The sequence below is a fragment of the Heyndrickxia sp. NPDC080065 genome, assembly GCF_050281185.1.
Classification (GTDB): Bacteria; Bacillota; Bacilli; order Bacillales; family Bacillaceae_C; genus Heyndrickxia.
The window spans coordinates 253,582-279,115 of the sequence record NZ_JBNNWS010000006.1 but is presented as its reverse complement, the minus strand read 5'-3'; the positions used below and the strand labels follow the sequence as shown (position 1 = coordinate 279,115).

Sequence of the window (25,534 nt, the reverse complement as noted above, 5' to 3'; positions counted from 1 at the left end):
AAGGAATATTTTCCTTCTATATCGAGGACAGAAAACGAAATGATAGTTAATCAATGATACTGTTGTGCTTGTTCGTCTATATTTGTCCATATTCACATTGTATTAGTTTAATCTATAAACTGCAACAAATACACACAAAAAATAAAGGGGGTGCTAACGCACCGTAGTGGGCTTTCACGTTCGGGAAAAGTAATATTTAACTTTCATCTCATTCTCTCACAGAAAGTGTTTGTCAAAAGTAAAGCGTGGTATCAAACCTCATGAGGCAGACTCTTTCTTCTATAGTTCAGTCATATTTTAAATATTGCTATTTATACCTGTATCAAGTACCTTCTTTTATAAACATTTGATTTGTTTATACTCATTTATGAAATAGTATGGATCAGAATTCACCTCATAAGTGAAGACTCCTTGATTAGTATGTAAGTATAATAAACCAGCTTTCCCAGAAAATGATCTGTAAGAAATATCAAATACATGGTTTAGATTAAATTGATTACTTGATGTTAAAATTTTGTTTTTATATAAATTTATACGATGTTCTGTTTTAATATATTTTTGTTGATTTGACATAATTATTCGTTTGATACGAAAGTAGGAAATAGATGAGATAATGTGATCGTGTATTTCTTTCATTTTTTTATTCCTCCCACTATAAAGTATTCCTCATCTTATTGTAACCTTGTCTTTTAATTCTACATCGCTTCGAAGTTAAATTTATAGTCAAAAGTCAATTAAGAATCATAATAAGTGATCAGCTAATAGAAAATATAATCTTCAGCTTAGGTACTTTAGTAAGATATCTAATTTCCAATTTCTCAGACTTTTAAACAAGAAATTCTACTTTTTTAAATGTAGCATAGACTTTAATATACTGGTCTGCAGCACCTTTACCTGATATCCCAAGATTTACGTGACCTCTTCCCGATTTTGTGTGCCTCTTTTCTTATTTTTTGTGACCCTCACTTTGGTTTGTGCCCTTTCTCTTCTTTTGCGTGCCCCTCTATTTGGTGCATGCTCTTTATGTTTATAATTTCCCTACTCAATAAGAAAAAGCCACCAAATCAGCAGCTTTTAAAAATTCAATTCACAATCATGATTCTCCCATATATCATATAGATTCCCATCAATATCTTCTAACGTAAAAAAGTTACCATTCTCGCTTTCGTAACTTATATCACCAACTATTAATTGCTTTGACTTCAGCTTTTCATGAAGGCTTTTGATATCATTTGTAAAAAAAGTAGTTATCCATTTTTTTCTGCCTCCTACTTCGAATACTGCTCTTGATTGATGTTCGCTTTTAATTAAGTAAAGAATGGGCCTGTTTCCGATAAATAAACTTAATGATTCTTCTGTTTTATGTCTAATATTAAAATCCAGATGTTCAACAAACCAATTGGCTGATTTCTCTAAATCCGCCACTGGAATTACATTATATGCGATCCCCAACACTTTCCCATCATTATCTTTCGTAATCATACATATCCCCTCCCAATGTTTCTTATTCCACAATTAATCCAAATTTCCTTCATATCCACTGATCTACCTATAACTAAATAAACGAATCGAAAAAGGGGCTGTAAAACAACAGCTTTTTCATTTTAGAGTAAATAATATTACTTTTCAAAGAAAAACGAAATTGACATACAGAGTAATTTGTTTTACTCTTTAAAGTAATATTAGGTGGCTGAATTTTTAGAAATTGAAAATAAATTATAGTGAGGAGAAACGAAATGTCTAACATTCATTTTTTAAAACCTAATTCAAACTCACTTCATGGATTTTTCAGCAAGGAGTTAGAACCCGCTTTAGAAATTAATTCTGGAGGTACTGTTATTTCATAATCCGTATAGAAATCACTTCACGTAATTTTTGGTTATCAATAATCTACTATTTTATTAAAGGTGGAAATAAATAAATGATTTACAACGATAGTTGGGTTGATAATAATGGTATTAACATACATTTTGTAGAAGCAAATGCTAATATAAAGGAAAAGGCTCCTCTCGTAATTATTCCTGGACTTTCGGAATCAGCAGAAGATTATATTTCTGTAATCGAAAATTTCTCCCCTAGACACTGTATTATTATCACTCTTAGAGGGCGCGGTAAAAGCGCCACTCCAGAAACTGGATATACATTAGAAGATCACATTAGCGATATTGATGCAGTTGTCAAACAACTTGAGCTAAAAGACTTTATTTTATTCGGCTACTCTAGAAGCGTTTCTTATGCACTTGGATATGCGATTAGAAACAATAACTTACTAAAAGGTCTAATAGTAGGTGACTATCCTGCCGTTCATACACAACTTCGTCAGGGGTGGGTTGAATTTTTCTCATCATTGCCGCCTTGGAGGGGAAAAACTTTATCTCAAAGAATGAATCTCACAGCATTATATGGGATACAAAATGAGTCTTCTCAAGTTTTACTTTGGGACGATTTATCATCCATTAAATGCCCTGCTCTTATTATTCGTGGCGGGAAAAATGAAGCAGCGTTATCATTAGAAGCAGGAAATCTATATATTGAGAAGATGCACCAAGCAAACTTAGTCGTATTCGATGACTCGGATCATAATATTTTCGAACCTAATTTAGATACATTTATAAAAACTGTAGACGAATTTATGAAAAATATAGATATGAAAATCTTTCAAAGGTAAAAGGGTGTTATCAATGGAAAATATAAGGCTTAATGTTTCTTTATTAAAAAAAAGGGTTCCGAACCTCACAAGTGCAGCACGCTCAGTTGGATTACGGCCTGCTACCGTTTCAAATTTATGTACTGGAAAAATTCCAGTCGGACGTTCGGAGGTCCGAACAATTGTGGCTCTTGCCTCTTTAGCGAAATGCAGCTTAGATGAGTTGATCCTAAGAGATGACACAATTGAAATGATCGAAACACAAATTAAGGTGATCGATTTGTTTGCCCCTATAGCTAAAGGGGGAACGGTTGGTTTAGTGGCGCGGCCAGGAATGGGGCAATTGGTGATTCTTGCTGAATTATTCCACAACCTTAAAAAGGAAGGTTATTTGACAATATTGCTTAAACCTGATGGAGAATATCCAGAATTAAAGGATATTCTAAATGATGTCGATATGATTTCGTATTCAATTGATGAAACATACAACATAATAAAAGGGATCAATAGTGATAAAGAAATCATTTTTTCAACCGATCGTGAACATGTCTTGACGGGTAAAATATATGATCTTCAAGAACAATTACAAAATAGTGGTATTCATAATGTAACAACTTTTTTGGTTGATTTAAAAGGTGAAGTGGTTGATGAGAATATCCCTTATGGTCCACTTGAAACCTTATGGCATTTTGATGCGGACCTCGTTGCAAGACATAAGTTCCCTGCTGTCAATCCGATTTATTCAACATCTTCTGTCTTAGAAGGAATATATCTTGATGATAATCATTTATCTGTTCAACAACGTGCCCAAAAACTTTTACGAAGATATCGTGAATTACGTTCCTTAGTGAATGTCAAAGGACTAGGCAGCATTCCTGCTGCTGAATTAGAAACATACAATAGAGGTGAACGTTTAGAAGCTTATCTTACCCAACCATTTCATGTTGCAGAGACATTTACAGGTTTGAAGGGTGAATCAGTTAGCATCAAGGATACATTGAAAGATGTTCAATCCATTCTCAGCGGCAGCATGGATAGCAAACCAGTCGAAAGACTGAATTTTATTGGAAAGATTAAATAATTCGTAGATATAGTAGCAACTCAGTAATATAAGAGTTAAAAAGCAATGGTTAGTCTTACTGCTATAACCTATGGTATTTCATGGTGTATCTAAAGATTAAGGGATTACAAATCCTTGATCTTGACGGTCAACCTGGTATCTTAACAACATACAAATTGTGGTTAAAGAATCCGTATAGATTTTATGAAAATGTTGAGTTAATAGATTTTGATTACGAGGATGACGACTTCAAAGTTACAACCCTTAATGCGATTATAGATAGGGTAAGTTCTTTATTTCTTTGGCTTAAAGCCAGTGGAAGGATTAAAGATAATCCTGTTGTTTATCGAAATGTAATGGTTACAAGGCGAATGTTAGCAAAACTTTCTTGTATTCTTATCGAGAAGAGCTTATAAAACCAATTGATGAAGCGATAAAACAACAAAATCAGAAGTTAAAGGTTATCACTAAAAAACAAACTTTTAGTGAAAGCTCAAAGGATAAGTTGATTGAGTCGTTAAAAAGAAGGATAGCTGAATTAAATGAAGAAAATAAAAAACTAAAAAAAGACAATGCGATTTTACTTGGAAAATTGGCGAACAAATAAAAACAATATAGTATTTGCTTCTTCAACGAATGAAGCAGATTACTTTAAGAGAGAAAAGGGAGCAGATTAAAAGTTCTGCTCTCCTTGAACTAATTTTAAATTAACTAACAATCTTCAGCTTTATAATGGTGTAATGGCGGTGGAATTAGCCATCCTTTTTCTTTATTTAGTCGTAGAACTTTAGCCCCAAGTGTTGCCTTTTGAATATGAAATTGTCCGAACATCATAGCGATATCTTCACGAATTGATTGTCCCATAATTCCACTACACGCTACTAATCCTGCTGCAATATTCATTGAAAGAGCAGCTGCTATTTCTGGGTCCTGAAAACGTGCTCCAGTAGGTATGTCCTCTAAGCAAGCTTTAGGTCGCTCAGGAGGTGTTGGAGGTAAACTAATTCCATTTTCTTTTAATAAAGTTTCAATCTGTTTGATTTCTTGTTGTCCACCCTGAATAGCTTCCTCAAGCAATTTTTTTAGGTCTTCATCACCTGTATGATTTAGGTGAGTTTGATAACCTGCAATTAATCCTTTAACCGTTGTAAGAAACGACCATGTTCCAAAAACTTCTCCATAGTGCATCGGTTCATCTGTTGGATTTCCACTTAAAATTCCCATTGTAATCCTCCTAATTAAATTCATAATTCGTGCCACCTTTCTTCAAAGCACATAAATTTATACTTCTCAATCCTTTGCTATTTAATTCATTATTTTGTTTGTAATTTGTTTATTGGTTTAATAAGGAAAGTATTAAAAAAAGCCTATATCCTGGATTACTAAGTAATCCAGGATATAGGCTTTTTGTTACAGCAACTAACTGTCCTTATATATATTTAAATAAGTTCATTGCTTTTTAACATTCATTTTACATCGCATTTTCTTTAAGATTCATTTTTTTATAGATTTTAAAATAAACCCACACTGCATTTATTAGTAGTAAGGCACTCGTAATAAAAAACACAGATCTCATTCCATAGTAGGCCGCCATTTGTCCACCTAATACTGAACCTCCAAAAACCCCTAAATAACCTGCAGACATGGTAAAGCCAAACACTGTACCCGTAAGGTAATCTGGTGTAATTTTTTTAAGCAAAGTATTAACAGAAGGAATGAGACCTGCTGATACTAATCCTAATAAAAATCTTAACATCATCAACTGCCAAGGATTTTTTACAAAAGCTTGCGGGATGAATAAAAGACCTGCAAATATGAGGGCGAATAATATTACTTTTTGTACACCAAATCTATCAGACCATTTTCCAAGCCTTGGCGCTGCAATGATACTCGCAAGTCCAGAAGCTGAAAATGCCATTCCAGATAACAAAGAAATATGGCTAGAGTTTTCTGTTAATTGTGTAATATAGACCGTCATGATTGGTTCTATTGTATAAAGGGCTAAAGTTAAGACAAAAAAAGTGACAAACGATGTAATCGTTAAACTTTTTTCTGGAACCTGATTCCAAATTTCCTTCATAGGAAGCACTTTCTTATCTTTGCGAGTAAAGGATTCCTTTACAAATAAAGCAGTAGTAATAAATGAAATCATCAACAAGGCACCTGTTATGAAAAATACATTTTGTAATCCAAAGCTCTCTTCCAAAAAACCACCGATCATCGGACCGATCAAAGAACCTGCCGTACTTGCAGTTGAAAGTGTGCCTAGAGCAAATCCTGCATGTTCTTTATCTGTCTGAGTCGCAATCAAAGCCGTACAGGCTGAAGAATATCCGGTAATCACACCTTGCAATACTCTTAAACCAATCAGTTCATAGACATTTTGTACAAACCCCATGCATCCGATTACAATTCCCATCCCCAGACTTGCTCGCAGCAGCATAAGTTTTCGTCCGTATTTATCAGCTGCCCTTCCCCAAATCGGTGAAAAAACAGCTGAAAGAATAAAAGTAGCTCCAAATGCTAATCCGGAAAATTGAGTAATTAAAGCAGTATTATGAACACCAAGATGCTTAATATAAAGCGGTAATACTGGTGCGATCTGGCTCATCCCTACACTTGAAACAAACATCCCAAACCAGCATACAATTAAATTTCTTTTCCAAATCGGCATTCCATTCACCTTTTTATTTCGTGTTTAAAAACCAACAAGCGCCACATTAAGAGGCGCTTGGTAGTTAACGACACGTTATTTTCTAAAATTATCAATTCAAAGTGCTAATCCAATCGTCAACGGTTTGCATATTTGCTTGACGAGGAAATACCTTTTCCATAAGAACGCGGTGAACTTCTGGATCAGCATCAAGACATGCGTCCGAAAGCACCGTAAGGGAAAAATCTTTATCCGCAGCTTCCCGCAATGTAGATAAAACAACACCACTTGTAGAAATCCCGCTAAGAACAAGAGTATCGATTTGTTGCGAGCGAAGGATCACTTCAAGATTACTACCGGCGAAAGCGCTAAAGCGATATTTAGTCACAACTGGTTCATTGGGTTTAGGCTGTACAGATTCATGAATTTGTGTTGATTCATCGGATAAAGTCATTCCACCATGTTTAGATATAGCTGAAAATCCTTTGTTTTTTGGGCTAATCTCTGGATACCCTTCGCTAAAGCCCACCCTGACAAAGATAACTGGAATATTGTTTAGACGTGCAGCTTCAATAGCTTTTTGAAAGGGTTGAAAAACTTCTTTATTTTCTCCGTAACGGGAAACAATACCATTTTGTAGGTCCATTACTAACAATGCAGTTTTATTATGTTGATTTTGCATACGTTGTAAATTCCTCCTTTTTGGATTAAAATTAAACGGAGAACTCTCCTCTTTCATATTAAACGGAGAATTCTCCGTTTGTCAAGATTATCGTTATAGGGAGTGACAATATGGTGAATGAAGAAAATCCAACCCCCGCTCGCATCGAACGTCGTGATGCAGCTAAAAATCGTCAGCTCATATTAAATACAGCTCACAGGCTATTTGAACAATATGGTGTCGAACAAGTAAGCATGAATCAAATCGCCACAGAAGCACAGATCGGTGCGGGAACGCTCTATCGCCGTTATCGAAACAAAGGTGAATTATGTCTGGATTTAATTAAAGAAAGCGTCGATCTATTTTTTGAAGATATTGAAGTGTACTTGAAGGAAAACGAGACAGTTCCCCCCGATCAAAGATTGAAAAAAGTTCTAAGCATCTTTATTCGTTTCCGAGAAAAGAAAGCACAATTACTTACAGGAGTCGAGGAAACCAAATCAACAAATCCACTTACATCTCGAGCCCGAAGCCCTCTATATAATGAATTGCATCAAATATTGGTCGAACTTTTTAACGAGATAGCATCAAATGAGCTGTCACACAGTGTCTTCAAAGCCGATATGGTGCTATTAGCTTTAACCAGTGATTCATATTTTTTCCAAAAAGATGTACGTGGATATTCTCCAGATGAGATTTTGGAACAACTTTATTCAACATTTATTTCGGTTAATTGAAGCAATCGAGCTGCAAAAAAGGTTCCTTAATTTTTGGAACCTTTTCTTCTGGAACTAAATTGAGAGGTTAGTTAAAAAGAATCCATAATTTAAACATCTTTACATTTCAATTCATCAAAAGAAACTACAACAATAGTATGGTCTATAAAAGTAATCTTATTTGCACTGATTGATATCTGAAAATCATCACTTGACTTAAAAATGTGTATTCTGATAAACTCATCATATAACCAAAAGGTTATATAAATGGAGGAAAGTATGACTGACATCTATCGTGCTATTGCAGATCCTATCAGACGAAAGATTTTACTTATGACTTCTCAAAGAGAATACAACCAATCGGAAATCGTTCATTCATTTTCTATTTCACAGCCTGCAATAAAAAAGCATCTAAGTATCCTATTGGAAGAAAATTTACTTGAAGAGAGACGGGAGGGAAAATTCTGCTATTACAAATTAAATGAGAGTGTGTTTCATTTGCACTTTAAACAATTACAACAGGAATTAGGAATTATTTTAGAACAGAAGCTAATGAACTTAAAAAATTTTTTGGAAGAGGACGATCATAGATGACAACTTATCATTCAGCAAAAAAAGATATTTTCATTAATGTTCCAGTAGAAAAGGTTTGGAAAGCTCTTACCGTTCCTAGTCAACGAAATAAATGGGAGACCAAACAATGTGAAATCAACCTAGCAATCGGCGGAAAAATTGATTTAGATTACGGCTGGGGTGTTACATATAGCGGGATAATAACTGAAATAAAAGAAAATGAAAAATTAGTTATTGAAGGGTCAGATAAGGGGTTAACCATTTGGACGATTACACCACAAGATGGAGGAAGCTTAGTATCAATAGAATACACTGGATTATGGTCAGATGACATCGGTATTATGGAAATGGAAAATATGATGTTCGGTACCTATCAATTTATGAAAAACTTTAAAAGTGTTCTTGAAAAAAATATCGATATTCGACATACCTTCTGGGCTAGCTGGATAGGCGTACTCCATAGAACCCATCCATCTAAATCGGGGGTTGAGGTCGTAAAGATTATCTCACATACCCCAGCAGATGGCATCATTCAAGTTGGTGATATCATCCAATCCTTAAACGGTCAAACCATTCACAATTATGATGACTTTGAAACTCAAATTACACAAATGGGACCTGATAAAGAAATCACCTTAGACATACAACGCCAAAATCACCACTGCACCATTAACATAACAACCATCCCATACGGCACCAAACTACAGCATTGATGGGACAGAGGGTCTGGTCCCTTGTCCCAACTTGAGAAAATTCATACTCATAACCCCTTTTAATTTGATAAAATTTTCCCAATTTTCTCAATACACATTTCAATATTATTCGATTACAATATTAGGTAGATATGTGAATACGAAAAAGGAGTGGGGGTTGTTGCTTACATCTGAAAAAACATACGAGGTATTAGAGAAGTGGGAAACTTTGATTACACATCGTAATATCAAGCAGGCAAAAGAACTAAAGCAAGAAATTGAAACCGTTTTCGAAGATGACAAAGAGTTATCTCAAAGCAAAAAATATGTATTTTTATCAGCAAGGTATTACTTTCTTCAAAAGAACTACTCTCAAGCAAATACGATCATTGAAAAAATCGGAAGTTTTTCAGACGAAAGTTCAACTTTTTATTATCAATTTTTTAAGGGTATACATTCCTATAATTTAAAAAAATATGAGGATGCTCTTGAATCCTATTACTTAGCGGAAAAGCATCTTGATCAAATACCTCCTGCTGAACAGGCTGAATTTCACTACAAAATAGCGTCAGTCTATTATCAAATTAAAGAAAGCCTCATGTCGATCAACTATACTCAACGTGCATTAAAGATCTTTCAAAAACATGATAACTATCGTTTGCGCCAAAGTGATTGCAGTATGCTGCTTGCTTTGAATTATATTGATATGAAACAGTTTTCACTAGCAGAAGAAGAGTTCCATGAGGCACGAGATAAAGCACAAAAAGCTGGTAATAAACAAGCGTTAGCTCTAGTCAATCATAACTTAGGATTAATGTATGCAGAACAAGATCTCTCTGAAGCCGCCATTCGTTATTTGACCGATGTCATCGAAAGTGGAAACCATGACTATTTCCTTCAAACGATGTTTTTATTAACAAGGGAACATTTTAAATTAGGAAGGATTGAGTTAGCTAAAGAATGGCTTAGAAAAGGCGAAGCACTGGCTGAAGAATTAGGAAATAATGAATACCAGATGAAACTCAAACTTTTACATGCCATTCATCTTGGAACCGAAGAGTTTGAGAAAACATTTAAAGAAGGAATTTCTTACTTTCAAAATGAAAACTTATGGTTAGACGTTGAAGAATATGCCCAAATTTTCGCAAGGTTTTATCTTCAAAATCAGGAATACAGGAAAGCTACTGAATACTACGAAATCACCCTTAAAGCTAAAAATATGATTAATAAAATGGAGGCGTTAATATGAAAAAGAAATTGTTATTTGGAGTATTTGCATTAGTAACTATGTTTGGAGTTCTAGCGGGCTACAGTGAGAATCAATCACACACAAACCAGTATGCAGAGCGCGGAATTGTTCCGGACTCCACTAAAGATTTGGTATAAGATCGGAAAGCACTCAATTGGGTTTAAAACTGTTAATGTAGAGAATAACCTAAAAAAATATTAAATAACACACGCATACACATACTAACGCTCAATTATCGCTTTGAGCGTTAATTTTTTTATCAAAAGCGGACATGGAATCCGTTATTTTTATTAAATGCCCCTAATTTAAGGGCTATGTGGACACTGAGTCCGCTATTTACGAAAAAACACAGGAAATCACTGCTTTTTTATAAAATAACGGAACCTTTGTCCGCAAACTTAAGAAATTATCCCATTTTGTCACTAATAACTGAACTAGTGTCCCTCAAGCACAGATAGAAAGGTGCGTCACAGTTTTCCCCCTCGTGAGCTCTTTATGAAGAAGGAATAATAATAGAAAACTGTGTCCCCTCCCCTTTTTCGCTTTTAATCTCTATATCTCCGTTTAATTCTTTAATAATACTATATGAAATCATAGTACCCATCCCGGTTCCTTTTTCTTTTAAAGAATATTGCGGCATAGCGATTCGATCAATCTCCTCAGGCGACATTCCAATTCCTGAATCGATTATCTCAATCACAATATCATTCTTTACCTTTTTTACATTAATTCGTAGGATCCCTCCGTTTGACATGGCTTCAATCCCATTTTTTGCAATGTTAATTAAACACCGTTTTAAATGAACCGTGTTGGCATGTATATAAAGAGAACCTATAATATTGCTTTCAACTTTAACATTATTTTGGCTGGCCATCGGCAATATAACGTCTATTACCTGATGGACAATGGACCTAATATCTAATCGTTCTTTCATAGGAATTTGTGGTTTTACCAGAGATAAATAATCGTTAATAACGAGTTGAACTTTTTCTAACTCTGTCATCATCACTTGCAAATACTCACTCTTTTGTTTTTCAGTGATTTCGATTTTATTAAACAATTGAATAAATCCATATACCGCGGTCAATGGATTTCGTATTTCGTGGGCAATAGCAGCTGCTAATTCACTAGTAACAAAGAATTTTTCTGCACGCTGAATTTTTTCTTTCATTTTATACCTTTCTATCATTCCCTCAATAAGATAAAGTGACAGCAAAGCAGTAAGGGTATTGATTACGATAAAATTGGTTAAAAAATAAATACACTCAACATCTAATGTACCTCTTATCCGTATTTCGTTCATAAAAGCAAATATGGAAAAGAGAATAGTACAGAGAAAAGTGAGCAGTGTACCGAACAATATTTTTCTTTTTTTCATATTATTCCATTGAAAATATCGAAATCCTAAAATAATGGAAGTATTAATAAAATGTACGATAACTGAAGGGAAAATTCCGTTTCCACCTAAGAAAAAACGGTAAGAAAGATAGAAAAAAGTAATGAAGATAAATGGCCTAAAACCACCATAGAGTACGGCTAAAAGAACTGGAATAAGCCGTAAATCAAAGATATAACCCGACTGAAGACTGAAAGGGAACGTCATACAAAGAACAATTGCAATAGATGAAAGAAAAGAAATGAACACATTATTACGCGCTTTTTTTCTACATTTATCTAACCAAAAGATTTGATAGCAAAAAATACAAATGATGATAATGAACGCATTTAATAATAGTGTCGATATCCCCATGCACAACGCCCCTAAATTCAATTTAATTGTCATTAAAGCAGTAAAGGAAAAGAGATTAAGATAATTATATACAGTTTTTTCAAAAATAAAAATAGTTAGTTTTCTATTTTTCAGGAACATTTGGTCGGGTCCACTGTACCGGTTTGGTGGGACGCGGGGTCAGGTCCATTGTCCCAGGCTGGCCCAATCTAATTAGAAAAATCGGGACAGGAGAACCGCCCTGCTTCCCTACAAAGAGAAATCTGAACTCTAAACGTTATAAAAAGCCCATCCCTAATTAAAGGAATGAGCTAAATGAAATACGTTTTACAAATCCTGTTCGGCAAGAGAAAACTACTACTTCCCTTGTCTCACCTTATAATGTAATTGTACAAACTGTCCATAACGTTTTGTATTTAGTAAAATTAAATCTATTTGTGGATTCTTTTCTTTAAACAACGGAATACCAGAACCCAATATATGAGGTGTGACAGTAATAATATACTCATCAATTAAATTTTCTTTTATAAAAGCATCAAGTATACTAGCCCCACCAACCATCCATATTTTCGAACCTTCTTGTTCTTTTAACTTTTTTGTAAACGCTACTACATCTTCATTTACAAATTCCACATATTCATTTGAACCTTTTTCAGAAGTGGTAAAAACGTAACACTTTTTATCAGGATACGGAAATGTTTCTGAATGTTCCATTACATAATCATACGTTCTCTTTCCCATAATCGTAGTATCAATCGATTGATACATCTCTGTATATCCATTGTCACCTTCTCCCTCTGTTTCTTCCAGCCATTGCAAATTATCATCCTCTTTGGCAATAAATCCATCTAAACTAGTCCCAATAAATAAAACAACTTCCCGTGGCATAATTTCCCTCCTATATTTCTATTGAATATGCCTTATTGATCACACATAAGGTATTAACTATATTAACAATAAAACATGACACGTAATGTCATGTTAAAATAAAAAAAGCCGGGACGTAGGGTCTGGTCCATTGTCCCAGGCTCGACATCCCAATTTAATGCAAAAAACGGGACAAGAGAGCCGTCCCTCGTCCCTATTTATTATCCGCTGGGTTAATCCAGCTGCCTGGCACACCTTTTTGAGTAGTAACATTTATCATTCCAGCAGATTTGTTATAGACATAGTATGTGCCTGGTTTTACTGTTGTCATTTTATTTTTCTTGGCTTTGGCATCTGCTGCTGTAAAGTATCCACTTACAGCTTTATTAACCTTGTACATATCATTATTATTAATAGGTGGATTAGAAGATCCTTGAAAACCAACTAATACTTTATTTACGTCAACTTCACCAACAATCCCATTTATCTTTCCAGTACTGGTATATTGCCAAGCTACATATTTATCCCAATAAAAAAGCGTAGGTTTATCGACTCCGTAATGAGCGATCCACAAATCCCATTTTGTCACTGACTTATCTAAATGGTCTTTCGCCCAATAAGGATAAGTGTACAGCCATACCTTGTTAGCTCGATCTTTGATTCTTCCCATAAAGGCGTTTATAACAACAGATAGATTGCCTTTCGCTTTAGGATATTCTGCATCAAGGGATACAACGTCTAACTTTAATCCTTTTATATAATTCAAGAAAAAAGCAGCTTCTTTTTCTGCAATTTCAACAGTATCAGCATAGGTATAATGGTATGCTCCAACATATAGTCCGGCTGATCTAGCATCTTTTACGTTTTCATAAAAGTATTTATCCGTCCAAGTGATACCTTCAGTTGCTTTAACCATAACACCTTCCACACCGTCAGCCTTTACTTTGTTCCAGTCAATTTTTCCACTTTCATTTTGATAATGAGAAATGTCTATCCATTTCATAATCTATCATTCTCCTTTAATATATAAAATGAAAGTATCGGTTGACTTGTACAGGCAAAAAGAGTGGTAGTTTTGTTTGTTTTTCAAATAGGTTCTTTTCTAATACTTTGTTGCTATTTGTAACAAAGTAAAAATCGGCTGAGATTTTACGCAGTAAATATCTGGTAGGATTTTTACGGTTGTTTTTGCACTTATATAATAAGTACGGGATGGAGAAAAGAGCACAAAACCAGTTTAATTAAGTATTGAGCTATTTACGAAAAGCAACAATCTTTACGAAAACAGCCTTCAAATAAAAAAGAGCGACGATTTACTCATCACTCTTACTTCGATTCAGCAGGAACATGGGGTAAGGTCCATTGTCCCGATTTAATGAAAAAATGGGACAAGAGAACCGTCCCTGTGTCCACCTATTTCAAATGGAATTATAAGTTCACACTATATTTTCATCCATAGTCTTATATCTTCCAACAACTTAAAATAATCCACTTTTGTATAATCTGTTACATCTACTTCATATAATTTCCCTAATACAAACGTTTCATATCCTCTTGTTGTACATCTTTTTATAAATTCTTCATAGGTTAATAAATTATCTGCTTTACTTCTATCAGCTAAATAATCACCCTTTTTGTAAGAAGTTACAATATGACTTAAATGCCTTGTTGGGTCCAAATCTCGCTCTTTTTGACGTTCAAACAATACATCTAAATCTGCTATTAACCGAATAGTAACAACCTTATGACCATATCTTTCTACTAATTGCAGAATATTAGGCTTCTGTTTCTGACTAAAAGGATAATCAGACATAATATTACTACCTACTTGCATTTGTTGTTCCATAATTTCATAGTACTTCGCCCATGCTATTTTTTCTACTTCCTGCTTTTCTTCTAAATTTTTAAATCCATACACATCACAATAATATTCTTTCAGTTCATCCTGAGAAAGGATATTAAATTCACCGAATTTTTTCTTGACGATATTACTCAAGTAGGTTTTCCCTGTTCCCGGTAAACCTGCTAATAATATCAAGACTTTATTCATAGTAATCACCTCAAAAACTAACGAATAAAGAAGAGTACAAGGAATCCCCCGTACTCTCCTTATTATCCACAACTTCTCTATCCCTTAGGGGAACAACTAACTCAATTATTTATTGATGAGATCTTCTTTATTCATAAAGATACCAATTTTATGTTTTACGATTTCTTTTACTGCATCATTACATGGAATGATATTATGACGTAATGATTTATTTTCTTTTGTTTCCCCAAATGTTTCTTTCGCTTTTTTCGTCCATGCTACTAATAATTCAGTGCCTACATTAAATTTACGAATCCCATTATCAATTAATTTATGAATATCCTTTTCATTAACACCTGTGCCCCCATGAATAACTAATGGCACATCTACTAACGCATTGATTTCTTTTAATAGAGGAATATTTACTTCTGTTTTAGATTTATACTGACCATGATTAGTTCCAATTGCAATAGCTAAAGCATCTACCCCTGTTGCTTTTACAAACTCTACAGCATCTTTTGGATCGGTATATACCTTATTATCCTCATCTACATGAATCCCTTCTTCAGTACCACCAATCGTTCCTATTTCACCCTCTACTGATACACCATGTTTGTGTGCATATTCGACTACTGCCCGTGTCTTCATAATATTTTCTTTAAATGGTAAATGAGAACCATCAAACATCACTGATGTATACCCTTTGTCGATAGCCTCTTTAATATCATCAAATTCTCTTGCATGATCCAAATGCAAAACCACATCTACCATATTTTTTGTAGCCATAGATTTACATATTGCAACTAGATTTTCGTGGCCAATATATTTCGCGGTATCAATGCTTGTTTGAATAATAATCGGTGCCCCTTGCTCTTTTGCTGCATGTATCAAACTGGGTAACATCTCTAAATTATGTGTATTAAATGCACCAACTGTAAAATTTAATTCTTCTGCCCTACTTGTTACTTCTTTTAATGTTGTATACATGAACTATTCTTCTCCCTTTATACTAAACTCTTATTTCACACCTCGAATAACATCTTTAGAAACTTGCATCATTTGATCAATTTTCTTTAGATATAGTTGTAATGATTCTTCATCATTTGCTTTTGCTGCTTCTGCACGTTTCTTGTTATACAGTTTTAATAAAGTTTTGTAACCATCACCTACAGATTTTTTCGTTTTAATACTTTTTTCTAATGCATCAATGGCATTGTCTACTTCACCAAGTGTACTAAACGCTATTCCAATCTCTTCATAAATATTTGCTTGTTCCTCGCCATCTACATTATCTATTTCTTCTTTCTTCTCGGAGATGGAACGTAATAATTCTTCTTTTTGTTCCTCTGTTAACACAGTTTCTTCTATCACTTCTTTTGTTGCTTTTTTATCTTTTTTCTTACCAAAACCAAACATTACTAAACCTCCTTTCCACTTTCGAATATCTTAAAATGCCTTTAAGATTGGACCAATTAACCATGCATAAAGTAATGCTGCTGTTACTGTATCTACATCTGTAGCAGTTGCATTAACAAATCCCATAGAATTAAATATAGTTACTAATAATGCTGGTAATAACGCAATGAAGAAACCATGTGCAATACCACCGATAATTGCCCCTCGGCGTCCACCTGTTAAATTACCAAAGATACCAGCGGTACCACCCGCAAAGAAGTTTGTAAGCATACCTGGTAAGATCATTGCCAAACCAAACGTAGGTAGCACAAACATTGCAATAATAGAACCTATAGTAGTCGTGATAAATCCTAAAATTACTGCATTAGGACTATATGGAAACAGTACTGGACAATCCAATGCAGGAACTGCGTTCGGAACTAATCGCATTGCAATTCCTCTAAATGCTGGAACAATTTCACCTAGCAATAAGCGAACCCCTGATAATAATACATATACCCCTACAACGAATTGGATAGATTGTAAAAACGCAAACATTAAATAGTTGGTGTCACCTGATAATGTAGAACCAAACTTTTCACCTGCAAATGCCGCTGTGATGACAAAAAGCGGAACCATAACTACCATCACTGATAGATAAGTGTCTTGTAAAAACTCTAATTGTTTAGGTAATTTTAAGTCTTCTATTGACTTTTTCTTTTCCCCTTTTTCACCAAAAAGTTTAGCAACACCCGCTTCAAATACATACCCGATTGTACAGAAATGTCCTAAAGCTAGTTCATCCATACCAGTAATCTTACGAACAAAAGGCTGTGCAATCGCTGGCATAGCTACTGCAAAAATGCCCCCAATAAAACCGCCTACTAAAATCAATACAACACCACGTAAACCAGCAAAGTAACCAAACACCGTTGTCATAGTAGCCATCCAAAGAATAGCCTGACCAGTTAAAAAGATGTATTTCCATTTCGTGAACCGTGCAATTAAAATATTAAAAATAAAAATAGCTAAGAAGGTTAATGCAATATCACGGCCCAGACCTAACTCATTCATTGCCTGACCGTTAATAGCTTCAATCGAAGGAATAATCCCTTGCATATGGAAACCTTCTTTGAAAATCTTACCAAAATAAGTTAAACTACCAACGATAATACTGGAACCTGCTGACAACACCATAAATCCCAACATCGTTTTTAACGAACCTGAAATTACTTGTCCAAATGATTTCTTTTGCAAAATCAATCCCAACATGGCAATTAATGCGATTGTGACTGATGCCTGTGTTAAAATATTTTGGATAATAAAATTAATCACACTCATTTATATATCTCCACCCCTCTTTGACTGTATTAAGCTAAAATCCCTTTTTCTTTTAATACCGGAGTGACTTTTTCTTCTATCTCTTGCTTAGATACAATATTTCTCAAATAAACAATTGTCGTTTGATTAGGATCAACTGAGAATTTCTCAAATTGTGATTGAAAATTTTGTGCGGTAATGATGATATCCGGCTTTAATGATACTGCAGAAGAAATATCACTATGGTCTAATTTTGCATCTACACCTAGCTTATTTAACACATCTTCTGCTGCCATTTGACAAGCAAAACTACTTCCTAAACCTGCTCCACATACAAATAAGATATTTACTTTTTTCATGTCACACTCTCCCTTAATCAATAATTTTCATTTTTTGAGCTATATATTTATTTGTTGCTATTAACTCCTTTGTTTTACTAAATACATCTTCTAAAGGAACTCGTACTGCCTTTCCGTCTATAAGGCCTATCATCACATCTGTGGTACCTTTTACAATTTCTTCAGCAACAGCTATCCCAATCTTTATTGCATCCACTACATCTGACCCTATTGCATCGCCTGCTCGTTGGGTATATCCCAAAATGGAATATCTCACACGATTATTCAAAACTTTCTCAAGAGCTTCTCCTATTTCAAAACTTGCCCCTTGTTTTCCACGTACCCACTTACCATTTAAGGTATTGGATTCACAATTTAATACAATAAATTGCCCTTGTTTCTCAATACATTCTTTCGCTCTAAATAATAATTTCTCCATGTCAATTGGTTGCTCAGGGAGTAAAACATAATCAGCACCTCCTGTTATTGCTCCGCCTAATGCCAATTGTCCTGAATTACCCCCAAATGTTTCCACCATAAAAATACGATCAGGTAAATTCATTCCAGTTTGACGTAATCTCCTCACTGCATCTGCAATATAGTTACAAGCTGTATGGTAGCCGACAGTGTAGTCAGTGCCATAAATATTGTTATCAATTGTCATAGGTACTAATAAAGTATTCATTCCTTCTTTTGATAAAAGGCTCGCCCCTTTACCTGAACCCTCACCGCCACAAACAACTAACATCTCAAAATCTTTTTCTTTTAATTTACTTATTATTTCTGATCTACCTTCTTTTGAAAAAGTTCTCTGAGATCTTGATGTACGTAATAAAGCATTTCCTGTATTGATATGTTCCTTTACCATTTTTTTAGTTAACCTATATGGATCAGTTTCACATATCCCGTCGAACCCACCATGAAATCCCCATAATTCAATTTCTTCGTTTGTAAGAAATCCTTCAAGCACAGCATTAATCCCACTTGCATCTCCGCCACTAGTAATAATTGCTACTTTTCTCATTTCACCACTTCATTTCCGTATAGGACCTGATTAAACGTTTTCAAATCATTCGACTTATATAAATTAGCCAATTTATCTTCATCGTTAATTAACTCAATCAGATTTTTCATCACATTTAAATGTGAATAAGAATCCACTGCGGCTAAGCAAAAAACAATATTCACTGGGTCATTATCTGGATTGCCGAAATCTACAGGTTCTTTTAGCGTCATGACACTAATTCCTAATTTATTTACGCCATCTTCTGGTCGTGCATGTGCTAATGCTAAATGCTTTCCTACTACTATATAAGGTCCATATTCTTCAACAGACTTAATCATTGCATCTATATATCGATTTTCTATGACCTTCTCTTTTTCTAAAGGCTTTGCAACTTTCGTTATCGCATCTTTCCAATCTTTACATTCTTGCTTCAGTAAGATATTGGAATCCTTCAAAATATCCTGCAACATCGGCTGTATCTCCCTTGTATTAAATGTCAGATGGTGTCCTTTAAAAGTACTTTCTACTTTTTTATAACTTTCTTGTGTAACCGTTCCGCCACTTGTTTCAATCAATCCTAGAATATCTTGTAATAACTTTGTGGCATCTAACTTATTTGATATGGTTCTTCTCTTGTCTTTATTTTTGAGTAAAAATGCTCTAATTTCTTTCTTGTCACTTTCCCTTAAAATTGGATTAAGTATTAATATCGGTTTTTTTGGATAATCAATAGAAATCGTAGTAAAGATTAAATCTATATCCAACTTGTCAATAAAAGCTAATTCATACGAACTTAAAACCGCTACAATCTCGATATTGAATTGCTCTTTTAAATTCGCAGCCAACAACTTTCCAGTTGAAATTCCATGATTACAAACCACAACCGCTTGATACACATATTGTTCTTCTTGCTTTATACGACTTTCAGAAGTTGAAAAGTAAATAGTCAAAAATCCTATTTCATCTTCAGATAGTCGTTTCTTTGTATAGTCCACTATTTGCTTACTAAAACAAGCTACTGCATTATATATCTCTATATAAGACTCTTTAATTTTGTTTTTTAAAGGATTATATACCTGTAAATCGTTTCTTCCTCTAGTTAACAATCCTGTGATATGCTTATAAAGACCTTCATACAAATCGTCTTCTTCCTGAGAAAAAGGAATTCCTGTTACCTTCTCTACATGCTCTATTAATTGAATTGCTAATAATTGTGCTGTAACCCAATCAAATGAATTATTCATATCTTTTGGGTTGAATGATTCGATTGTGAAAGTAATATATTTAATTTCATTTAATGATGGATATAAAGCAAACTCCATACATGTCAAATCTACAAAATTTCTCACAGGTCCTTCTTTTATCTCCGCTCTCACCTTTGCTAATTCACTAACGGTATTTCCTTCTTGAACACGTCTAACCCATATACTTAAAAATAGAATAATCTGATTGCGATACGTATGATTACTATCTAATCTGGACCTTTTCAATATATCATCATAATGTTCTCCTATTACCTCTAATACTCTCGTATCCAAATAATCTAGTAGTAATCGATCTATAACGGTAATCACTGCATCTGAATCTTTATACCTCATTAGGTGATCAATATCTGTCATACTATTAACCACGTCGTACAGCATGGATCGTATAGACCGTTCATCGCCTTGTAATACAACACCTTGCTTCGGTAAACTAACTACAGTAATTGCATAATCCTTTAAGAACCTACGAAGTTTTCTCATATCTTCATCCAATGTGCTTTTAGATACCTGTAACTTTTCTTCCATTTCATATAGCACTGTAGTTTTTGTGGTATCTACAATATCTAAAAGGAGTGCAAGAAAACGTTCATTTGGCTGATAATAATCTTTTTTCCTATTACCACCAATTTGCATCAACAGCGTTTTACGATCTTTATTAGAAAGGGTCAAATTCAGCCCTTTTCCTCTTGTAGTAGTAACAATAGGATAATTATTTTCAGCCAAATATTTATTAATCAATACCAATTCGTTCCGTAAAGTGCGTTCACTAATATAGAATTCTTTACTTAAATCCTCAAAAGTTAGGTGTGTATTTACCGTTAGAAATCTTGTAAATACTCGTTGTGTCCGTTCTTTCATGGATTGTAACCCCTTTCATAGTCTGATTATAATTTTTAATGTTCAAAAAGTTTAGTACATATTTTTGCAACTTCAATCTGCAATAATATAAGGTGAGCGCCAAATTGACCTCACCTTGTAACATCTCAACAAAACATGGGAATATTTCAGATTGTTGTTTAAATATCTATTTTGTCCTTTAGAACTAGAAGTATTTGTTGGAGTACTAGAATTAAAAAAAGCAAGAGAACAGCCTCCTGCTTAAGCAATCTTAATTTTCATTACATCTATAATATCTTCTATTTTAAATCGATTTTTAACCATTCGTATTCTCGTAATAATTGGTTTGACTTCGGGACGTGGGGTCTGGTCCATTGTCCCAGTTGACGGGACAAGTGAACCGACCCCTTGTCCTACTTACATCAATAACAAATCATAGATGCGAAATCTCTTGGATAATAGGTTAGCATTTCCATTCCATCTTCTGTAACAAGAACCGTATCAGAATGCCTGAAGCCACCTAGTCCCCTTATATAAATACCTGGTTCAACGGTAAATACCATTCCCGGTTGCATAATGGTTTCATCACCTAAGTCAAAGAATGGAGCTTCATGCCCTAACAAACCTATGCTATGACCTGTATGATGGTGAACAAGATTTTCAACTCCTGCTTCTTTAAAGTATTTTTGGACTTCTTGTTCCACAGTTGAGCAAGGAACACCTGGACGAATTGATTTGAAAGCTATTTCCTGAGCTTCATACATAATCTTAAAGTACTTTTCTTGCTCACTGTTGGCTTCTTGAACAAACATCGTGCGCTCGAGTTCACTATGATAGCCCCACACATCTGCAGCTGCCCCGGTTACAAGAGTATCCCCTTTTTTCAACAGTAAATTTTGCGTAACTGCATGTGGGAATGCTGACATTTCCCCTACTTGACCTCGAAAAAGTGCATACGCTGTACTTCCGTGTGGCTTATAGTCCGGGCCAAGCGTTTCGATCATTGCCATCGTCGCTTCCGATGAGGCTTTACTCGTAATTTCAATCTCACTAAACCCTGGCTTTGAATATTTTTGAAGAAGACGATGTGCAAGATTTCCCCAACGGCAAGATTCTTTTATGAGCTCGACTTCTGCAGGTGATTTAACAACACGCATTTCCTCTACAATCCATTTAATAGATACAAAATCTTTAGCACTTAAAAATTCGCTAACCGCTGGACCTCTGTATCCCATGGAAGAACCATAGCCAATCGAATCATAACCAACAGTTTTCCCTTCAAAGCCCGCTTGATTTAATTCATCTTTGAAATATTCCATCGGATGCCTTAAACCAGGATACTCTGGATAAGAATGAACAAAATTCACATGGGCAAACTCTTCTGCATGCTCATGTTCAAGGGCGGGTACAAATAAATGGGTTTGTTTATTCGGATCGATAAAGAATCCAACGGGCCTTTCTGTTGGATGAAAATGGAAGCCCGTTAAATAAAATATATCAGTTACGCTAAATAGGACTGCACAATCAATCTGTTTTTCTTGTAAAATTCCATAAAACTTTTCCTGTCTTTCTAAAATTTCCTTTTTGGATATAGCTAATAACATTTTTCAACACTCCTTATTTTTATTTTGTATATAAATGACAAGCCACTGTGTGACCATCATCAAACGAAATCACAGGGGGTTTTTCTTTTTTACAAATGTCCATACAGGATGAGCAACGGGGATGAAATGTACAACCACTAGGAGGGTTTGCTGGACTAGGCACGTCCCCTGATAAAACAATTCTTTCTTTCTTTTCATCCGGATGGTTAATCGGTACTGCCGAAATAAGTGCCTTTGTGTATGGATGCTTTGGATCTATGAAAAGTTGTTCCGTATTAGCAAGCTCTACTATTTTCCCTAAGTACATTACAGCTACTCTATCGGTTATGTGTCTAACTACACCGAGATCATGGGAAATAAAGATGTAGGTAAGACCAAATTCCTTTTGCAATTTTAATAGTAGATTGATAACTTGTGATTGAACCGATACATCTAAAGCAGATACTGGTTCATCTGTTACAATTAGTTCTGGATTTAAAATGACCGCTTTCGCTATTCCAATTCTTTGCCTCTGTCCACCGGAAAATTCGTGTGGATACCGTTCTAAATGATAAGAGGATAGTCCTACAATTTCCAATATTTCGACTGCTTTTTCGAGTCTTTCTTTCTTTGAATATAGGTTATGGACTCTTAGTGGTTCAGTTAATATTTGCTTAATCGTTTTCTTAGGATTAAGTGATGCATAAGGATCCTGAAAAACCATTTGCATTTTTCGCCTTAACTTTCGCATTTTTTCATATGGGAGAAGACTGATATCGATCCCTTCAAAAAGAATTTGACCTTCTGTAGGCTGATCTAGTCGTAGTATTGTCCTTCCTGTAGTTGATTTACCGCATCCGCTTTCTCCTACAATTCCAAATGTTTCACCTTTATAAACGTTAAAGGAAATGTCATCAACGGCTTTTACCTTGATATTTTCCTTAAACCATCCTTGATTGATGTCGTAATATTTTTTTAATCCTTTTACTTCTAACACTGCTTCACTCGACATGTGACATCACCTCTTTTGCCTCAGTCTCATATAACCAACACCGACACGATTGATTCTCAAGTTTCAATAGTGGGGGTCTTTCAGTTCTACATTTATCTAAAACATGTGGACATCTCGTTGAAAATGCACAACCTTGCGGAATTTCATCTGGTCTCGGGACATTACCTTTAATAGAATATAACTCTTGTTTTCTATTATTCATTTTTGGTAAGGAAGACAAAAGTCCCTGTGAATAAGGATGCTTCGGATCATTAAACAACGTACGAACATCTGTATTTTCTACAATTTGTCCTGCGTACATGACAATTACCCTTTCACATATTTCTGCAATTACACCGAGATCATGAGTAATTAAAACCATCGCCATTTGATTTTCATTTTTAATTTTTTTCATTAAATCTAATATTTGAGCTTGAATTGTTACATCTAACGCAGTAGTAGGTTCATCTGCTATCAATAGCTTAGGTTTACAAAGCATAGCTAATGAGATCATTACTCTTTGCCTCATACCACCAGAGAGTTGATGTGGATATTCGTTTATTATTTCCTCGGACCTTGGAATTCCCACAAGTTTCAACATTTCAATAATTTTTTCACGAATTTCCTTCTTACTAAGCTTAGTATGCTGTCTTAGTGGCTCACTAAGCTGTTCACCAATTGTGAAAACTGGATTTAAAGAGGTCATTGGCTCTTGAAAAATCATCGCCATCTCGTTTCCCCTTATTTTCCTCATATCACGATCATTTAAATGAGATATTTTTTTCCCGTCAAGCAAGATTTCACCCTTGGCAATATAACCAATTGGTGAAGGAAGTAACCCCATTACTGCTAACGAAGTCACACTTTTTCCACATCCAGATTCCCCAACAATCCCTAGTGTTTCACCATCATTAACCTGAAAGTCAACACCGTCTACAGGTTGAACAATCCCCATGGGAGTTTTAAATTGTACATGTAAATCTTTCACTTCAAGAATCTTATTACTCACAATTAGTCCCCCTTCAATTCTGGATCAAGTTCATCTCGTAACCAATCGCCAAATAGATTAACCCCTAAAGTGGTGATTACGATTGCTATTCCCGGGAATGTGATGAGCCACCATGAATTAAAGATGTAATCCTTACCTTCATTCAACATATTTCCCCAAGCAGGTTGTGGTGGCTGAACTCCAAATCCTAGAAAACTAACCGATGCTTCAGCAATAATAAAGGAAGCTACCTGTAGTGAGGATAGGACAATAATCGGTGTGAACAAGTTAGGTAAAATGTGTTTCACAATGATTTCCCATCTAGGAACTCCTGTTGCCACACAAGATAAGATAAACTCTTTTTCTCTTAGTGCTAAAACTTCACTTCTAACTACACGCGCAAAAATAACCCAACCACCAATTACTAATGAAATGATGATGTTTTTTAAACCAGCCCCTAGTACGGCGTTTACAACTAATACTAGTAAAATAAAAGGAAAACTAAGCTGGACATCAACAATCCTCATTAAAATTACGTCAATCCACCCACGAAAGTAACCAGAAATGATTCCTATAATACTTCCAATTAAACCTGAGAAAAAAACAGTTGTAATCCCAATAATTAAGGAAATTTTGGTTCCCGAAATGATTCGTGACAGAATATCACGACCAAGCTGATCCGTACCGAGTAAATGACCTGCTGTCATAGGTGGGAGAAGTTTTTGTCCAAAGTTAGCTTTTAAAGGATCAAACGGGACGATCCAATCTCCTACAATTCCTAAAATTAATAAAAAGATCATGATAATAAATCCTGCTAAACCAGTTTTACTTTTACTAAGCTGTTTAAAAAAATGCTTTATTTTAGATTTCCTTTTTATCGAAGGCATTACAACTGTTGGATTCGTTTCATTTTCAATGATCACATTTGACATTCT

General features: G+C 34.7%; 27 protein-coding genes and 1 pseudogene. 9 read left to right on the top strand and 19 right to left on the bottom strand.

Annotated features, from left to right (window positions below; genetic code table 11):
- Together ACQKP0_RS09380 and ACQKP0_RS09375 are read right to left on the bottom strand one after the other, a co-directional pair.
- Positions 1-90: pseudogene (locus ACQKP0_RS09380) on the bottom strand (IS200/IS605 family transposase); the annotation flags it as partial.
- A gap of 984 nt (positions 91-1,074) precedes the next feature.
- Positions 1,075-1,482 carry a VOC family protein gene (locus tag ACQKP0_RS09375; RefSeq protein ID WP_427405564.1) on the bottom strand — a complete coding sequence of 136 codons (408 nt, stop codon included), beginning with the start codon at positions 1,480-1,482 and terminating at the stop codon, positions 1,075-1,077.
- Between the two features lie 439 nt (positions 1,483-1,921).
- Here ACQKP0_RS09375 and ACQKP0_RS09370 point away from each other — a divergent pair, with 439 nt between their 5' ends.
- The 4 genes from ACQKP0_RS09370 (at position 1,922) to ACQKP0_RS09355 (ending at position 4,314) form a co-directional block, all read left to right on the top strand.
- Positions 1,922-2,668, top strand: a complete 747-nt coding sequence (locus ACQKP0_RS09370) for an alpha/beta fold hydrolase (protein WP_427405563.1) — start codon at positions 1,922-1,924, stop codon at positions 2,666-2,668.
- Between the two features lie 13 nt (positions 2,669-2,681).
- The gene (locus ACQKP0_RS09365; RefSeq protein WP_427405562.1) at positions 2,682-3,728 is read left to right on the top strand and encodes a hypothetical protein; all 1,047 of its coding nucleotides are present in this window, start codon (positions 2,682-2,684) and stop codon (positions 3,726-3,728) included.
- 83 nt (positions 3,729-3,811) lie between these two features.
- Positions 3,812-4,123, top strand: a complete 312-nt coding sequence (locus ACQKP0_RS09360) for a hypothetical protein (protein ID WP_427405561.1) — start codon at positions 3,812-3,814, stop codon at positions 4,121-4,123.
- On the top strand, positions 4,096-4,314 hold the full coding sequence (locus ACQKP0_RS09355; protein ID WP_427405560.1) for a hypothetical protein: 219 nt from the start codon (positions 4,096-4,098) through the stop codon (positions 4,312-4,314). The genes ACQKP0_RS09360 and ACQKP0_RS09355 overlap by 28 nt, the downstream gene beginning before the upstream one ends.
- A 104-nt stretch (positions 4,315-4,418) precedes the next feature.
- Here ACQKP0_RS09355 and ACQKP0_RS09350 read toward each other — a convergent pair whose 3' ends face one another.
- The 3 genes from ACQKP0_RS09350 to ACQKP0_RS09340 form a co-directional block, all read right to left on the bottom strand.
- Positions 4,419-4,931, bottom strand: coding sequence for a DUF3231 family protein (locus ACQKP0_RS09350; RefSeq protein WP_427405559.1), 513 nt, complete (start codon positions 4,929-4,931; stop codon positions 4,419-4,421).
- 247 nt (positions 4,932-5,178) lie between these two features.
- Positions 5,179-6,381 (bottom strand): multidrug efflux MFS transporter, encoded by a 1,203-nt coding sequence (locus ACQKP0_RS09345; RefSeq protein ID WP_427405558.1) that lies wholly within the window; start codon positions 6,379-6,381, stop codon positions 5,179-5,181.
- A 91-nt stretch (positions 6,382-6,472) separates the two neighbouring features.
- Positions 6,473-7,042 (bottom strand): isochorismatase family cysteine hydrolase, encoded by a 570-nt coding sequence (locus tag ACQKP0_RS09340; RefSeq protein ID WP_427405557.1) that lies wholly within the window; start codon positions 7,040-7,042, stop codon positions 6,473-6,475.
- Positions 7,043-7,152: 110 nt separating this feature from the next.
- Here ACQKP0_RS09340 and ACQKP0_RS09335 point away from each other — a divergent pair, with 110 nt between their 5' ends.
- The 5 genes from ACQKP0_RS09335 (at position 7,153) to ACQKP0_RS09315 (ending at position 10,388) form a co-directional block, all read left to right on the top strand.
- On the top strand, positions 7,153-7,758 hold the full coding sequence (locus tag ACQKP0_RS09335; RefSeq protein WP_427405556.1) for a TetR/AcrR family transcriptional regulator: 606 nt from the start codon (positions 7,153-7,155) through the stop codon (positions 7,756-7,758).
- 258 nt (positions 7,759-8,016) lie between these two features.
- The gene (locus ACQKP0_RS09330; protein WP_427405555.1) at positions 8,017-8,331 is read left to right on the top strand and encodes a metalloregulator ArsR/SmtB family transcription factor; all 315 of its coding nucleotides are present in this window, start codon (positions 8,017-8,019) and stop codon (positions 8,329-8,331) included.
- Positions 8,328-9,023 (top strand): SRPBCC domain-containing protein, encoded by a 696-nt coding sequence (locus tag ACQKP0_RS09325; protein ID WP_427405554.1) that lies wholly within the window; start codon positions 8,328-8,330, stop codon positions 9,021-9,023. Before ACQKP0_RS09330 ends, ACQKP0_RS09325 begins: the two co-directional genes overlap by 4 nt.
- Before the next feature lie 160 nt (positions 9,024-9,183).
- A complete protein-coding gene (locus ACQKP0_RS09320) occupies positions 9,184-10,251 on the top strand; it encodes a tetratricopeptide repeat protein (protein ID WP_427405553.1) in 1,068 nt (355 codons plus the stop codon).
- Positions 10,248-10,388 (top strand): hypothetical protein, encoded by a 141-nt coding sequence (locus ACQKP0_RS09315; protein ID WP_427405552.1) that lies wholly within the window; start codon positions 10,248-10,250, stop codon positions 10,386-10,388. The genes ACQKP0_RS09320 and ACQKP0_RS09315 overlap by 4 nt, the downstream gene beginning before the upstream one ends.
- A 356-nt stretch (positions 10,389-10,744) precedes the next feature.
- On the opposite strand, the gene ACQKP0_RS09310 is transcribed toward ACQKP0_RS09315, so the two are convergent.
- The 14 genes from ACQKP0_RS09310 to ACQKP0_RS09245 all read right to left on the bottom strand — a co-directional run bounded on the left by ACQKP0_RS09310 (position 10,745) and on the right by ACQKP0_RS09245 (position 25,531).
- Positions 10,745-12,001, bottom strand: coding sequence for an ATP-binding protein (locus tag ACQKP0_RS09310; RefSeq protein ID WP_427405551.1), 1,257 nt, complete (start codon positions 11,999-12,001; stop codon positions 10,745-10,747).
- Positions 12,002-12,337: 336 nt separating this feature from the next.
- Positions 12,338-12,868 (bottom strand): dihydrofolate reductase family protein, encoded by a 531-nt coding sequence (locus ACQKP0_RS09305; protein WP_427405550.1) that lies wholly within the window; start codon positions 12,866-12,868, stop codon positions 12,338-12,340.
- Positions 12,869-13,061: 193 nt separating this feature from the next.
- A complete protein-coding gene (locus ACQKP0_RS09300; protein WP_427405549.1) occupies positions 13,062-13,850 on the bottom strand; it encodes a glycoside hydrolase family 25 protein in 789 nt (262 codons plus the stop codon).
- Positions 13,851-14,288: 438 nt separating this feature from the next.
- A complete protein-coding gene (locus ACQKP0_RS09295; RefSeq protein WP_427405548.1) occupies positions 14,289-14,897 on the bottom strand; it encodes an AAA family ATPase in 609 nt (202 codons plus the stop codon).
- Between the two features lie 105 nt (positions 14,898-15,002).
- Positions 15,003-15,863: a class II fructose-bisphosphate aldolase gene (locus ACQKP0_RS09290; RefSeq protein ID WP_427405547.1), complete on the bottom strand. Its 861-nt coding sequence runs from the start codon at positions 15,861-15,863 to the stop codon at positions 15,003-15,005.
- 30 nt (positions 15,864-15,893) lie between these two features.
- Positions 15,894-16,292, bottom strand: a complete 399-nt coding sequence (locus tag ACQKP0_RS09285) for a hypothetical protein (protein WP_427405546.1) — start codon at positions 16,290-16,292, stop codon at positions 15,894-15,896.
- 30 nt (positions 16,293-16,322) lie between these two features.
- Positions 16,323-17,612 (bottom strand): PTS sugar transporter subunit IIC, encoded by a 1,290-nt coding sequence (locus ACQKP0_RS09280; RefSeq protein WP_427405545.1) that lies wholly within the window; start codon positions 17,610-17,612, stop codon positions 16,323-16,325.
- Between the two features lie 29 nt (positions 17,613-17,641).
- Positions 17,642-17,950: a PTS sugar transporter subunit IIB gene (locus ACQKP0_RS09275; protein WP_427405544.1), complete on the bottom strand. Its 309-nt coding sequence runs from the start codon at positions 17,948-17,950 to the stop codon at positions 17,642-17,644.
- A 13-nt stretch (positions 17,951-17,963) separates the two neighbouring features.
- Positions 17,964-18,953, bottom strand: coding sequence for a 6-phosphofructokinase (locus tag ACQKP0_RS09270; protein WP_427405543.1), 990 nt, complete (start codon positions 18,951-18,953; stop codon positions 17,964-17,966).
- Positions 18,950-21,058: a BglG family transcription antiterminator gene (locus ACQKP0_RS09265; protein WP_427405542.1), complete on the bottom strand. Its 2,109-nt coding sequence runs from the start codon at positions 21,056-21,058 to the stop codon at positions 18,950-18,952. Before ACQKP0_RS09265 ends, ACQKP0_RS09270 begins: the two co-directional genes overlap by 4 nt.
- Positions 21,059-21,459: 401 nt before the next feature.
- A complete protein-coding gene (locus tag ACQKP0_RS09260; protein WP_427405541.1) occupies positions 21,460-22,641 on the bottom strand; it encodes a M24 family metallopeptidase in 1,182 nt (393 codons plus the stop codon).
- A 19-nt stretch (positions 22,642-22,660) separates the two neighbouring features.
- Complete coding sequence (locus ACQKP0_RS09255; RefSeq protein ID WP_427405540.1) at positions 22,661-23,632, bottom strand: ABC transporter ATP-binding protein; 972 nt, start codon at positions 23,630-23,632, stop codon at positions 22,661-22,663.
- Positions 23,622-24,620, bottom strand: coding sequence for an ABC transporter ATP-binding protein (locus ACQKP0_RS09250; RefSeq protein WP_427405539.1), 999 nt, complete (start codon positions 24,618-24,620; stop codon positions 23,622-23,624). The genes ACQKP0_RS09255 and ACQKP0_RS09250 overlap by 11 nt, the downstream gene beginning before the upstream one ends.
- 2 nt (positions 24,621-24,622) lie before the next feature.
- Positions 24,623-25,531 (bottom strand): ABC transporter permease, encoded by a 909-nt coding sequence (locus ACQKP0_RS09245; RefSeq protein WP_427405538.1) that lies wholly within the window; start codon positions 25,529-25,531, stop codon positions 24,623-24,625.
- Between the last annotated feature and the right edge of the window lie 3 nt (positions 25,532-25,534).

Bases quoted from the DNA above. Each gene is read 5' to 3' on its own strand.
- ACQKP0_RS09375 (WP_427405564.1), bottom strand. From the start codon at position 1,482: ATGATTACGAAAGATAATGATGGGAAAGTGTTGGGGATCGCATATAAT.
- ACQKP0_RS09370 (WP_427405563.1), top strand. From the start codon at position 1,922: ATGATTTACAACGATAGTTGGGTTGATAATAATGGTATTAACATACAT.
- ACQKP0_RS09365 (WP_427405562.1), top strand. From the start codon at position 2,682: ATGGAAAATATAAGGCTTAATGTTTCTTTATTAAAAAAAAGGGTTCCG.
- ACQKP0_RS09350 (WP_427405559.1), bottom strand. From the start codon at position 4,931: ATGGGAATTTTAAGTGGAAATCCAACAGATGAACCGATGCACTATGGA.
- ACQKP0_RS09345 (WP_427405558.1), bottom strand. From the start codon at position 6,381: ATGCCGATTTGGAAAAGAAATTTAATTGTATGCTGGTTTGGGATGTTT.
- ACQKP0_RS09340 (WP_427405557.1), bottom strand. From the start codon at position 7,042: ATGCAAAATCAACATAATAAAACTGCATTGTTAGTAATGGACCTACAA.
- ACQKP0_RS09335 (WP_427405556.1), top strand. From the start codon at position 7,153: ATGGTGAATGAAGAAAATCCAACCCCCGCTCGCATCGAACGTCGTGAT.
- ACQKP0_RS09330 (WP_427405555.1), top strand. From the start codon at position 8,017: ATGACTGACATCTATCGTGCTATTGCAGATCCTATCAGACGAAAGATT.
- ACQKP0_RS09325 (WP_427405554.1), top strand. From the start codon at position 8,328: ATGACAACTTATCATTCAGCAAAAAAAGATATTTTCATTAATGTTCCA.
- ACQKP0_RS09315 (WP_427405552.1), top strand. From the start codon at position 10,248: ATGAAAAAGAAATTGTTATTTGGAGTATTTGCATTAGTAACTATGTTT.
- ACQKP0_RS09310 (WP_427405551.1), bottom strand. From the start codon at position 12,001: ATGGGGATATCGACACTATTATTAAATGCGTTCATTATCATCATTTGT.
- ACQKP0_RS09305 (WP_427405550.1), bottom strand. From the start codon at position 12,868: ATGCCACGGGAAGTTGTTTTATTTATTGGGACTAGTTTAGATGGATTT.
- ACQKP0_RS09300 (WP_427405549.1), bottom strand. From the start codon at position 13,850: ATGAAATGGATAGACATTTCTCATTATCAAAATGAAAGTGGAAAAATT.
- ACQKP0_RS09295 (WP_427405548.1), bottom strand. From the start codon at position 14,897: ATGAATAAAGTCTTGATATTATTAGCAGGTTTACCGGGAACAGGGAAA.
- ACQKP0_RS09290 (WP_427405547.1), bottom strand. From the start codon at position 15,863: ATGTATACAACATTAAAAGAAGTAACAAGTAGGGCAGAAGAATTAAAT.
- ACQKP0_RS09285 (WP_427405546.1), bottom strand. From the start codon at position 16,292: ATGTTTGGTTTTGGTAAGAAAAAAGATAAAAAAGCAACAAAAGAAGTG.
- ACQKP0_RS09280 (WP_427405545.1), bottom strand. From the start codon at position 17,612: ATGAGTGTGATTAATTTTATTATCCAAAATATTTTAACACAGGCATCA.
- ACQKP0_RS09275 (WP_427405544.1), bottom strand. From the start codon at position 17,950: ATGAAAAAAGTAAATATCTTATTTGTATGTGGAGCAGGTTTAGGAAGT.
- ACQKP0_RS09270 (WP_427405543.1), bottom strand. From the start codon at position 18,953: ATGAGAAAAGTAGCAATTATTACTAGTGGCGGAGATGCAAGTGGGATT.
- ACQKP0_RS09265 (WP_427405542.1), bottom strand. From the start codon at position 21,058: ATGAAAGAACGGACACAACGAGTATTTACAAGATTTCTAACGGTAAAT.
- ACQKP0_RS09260 (WP_427405541.1), bottom strand. From the start codon at position 22,641: ATGTTATTAGCTATATCCAAAAAGGAAATTTTAGAAAGACAGGAAAAG.
- ACQKP0_RS09255 (WP_427405540.1), bottom strand. From the start codon at position 23,632: ATGTCGAGTGAAGCAGTGTTAGAAGTAAAAGGATTAAAAAAATATTAC.
- ACQKP0_RS09245 (WP_427405538.1), bottom strand. From the start codon at position 25,531: ATGTCAAATGTGATCATTGAAAATGAAACGAATCCAACAGTTGTAATG.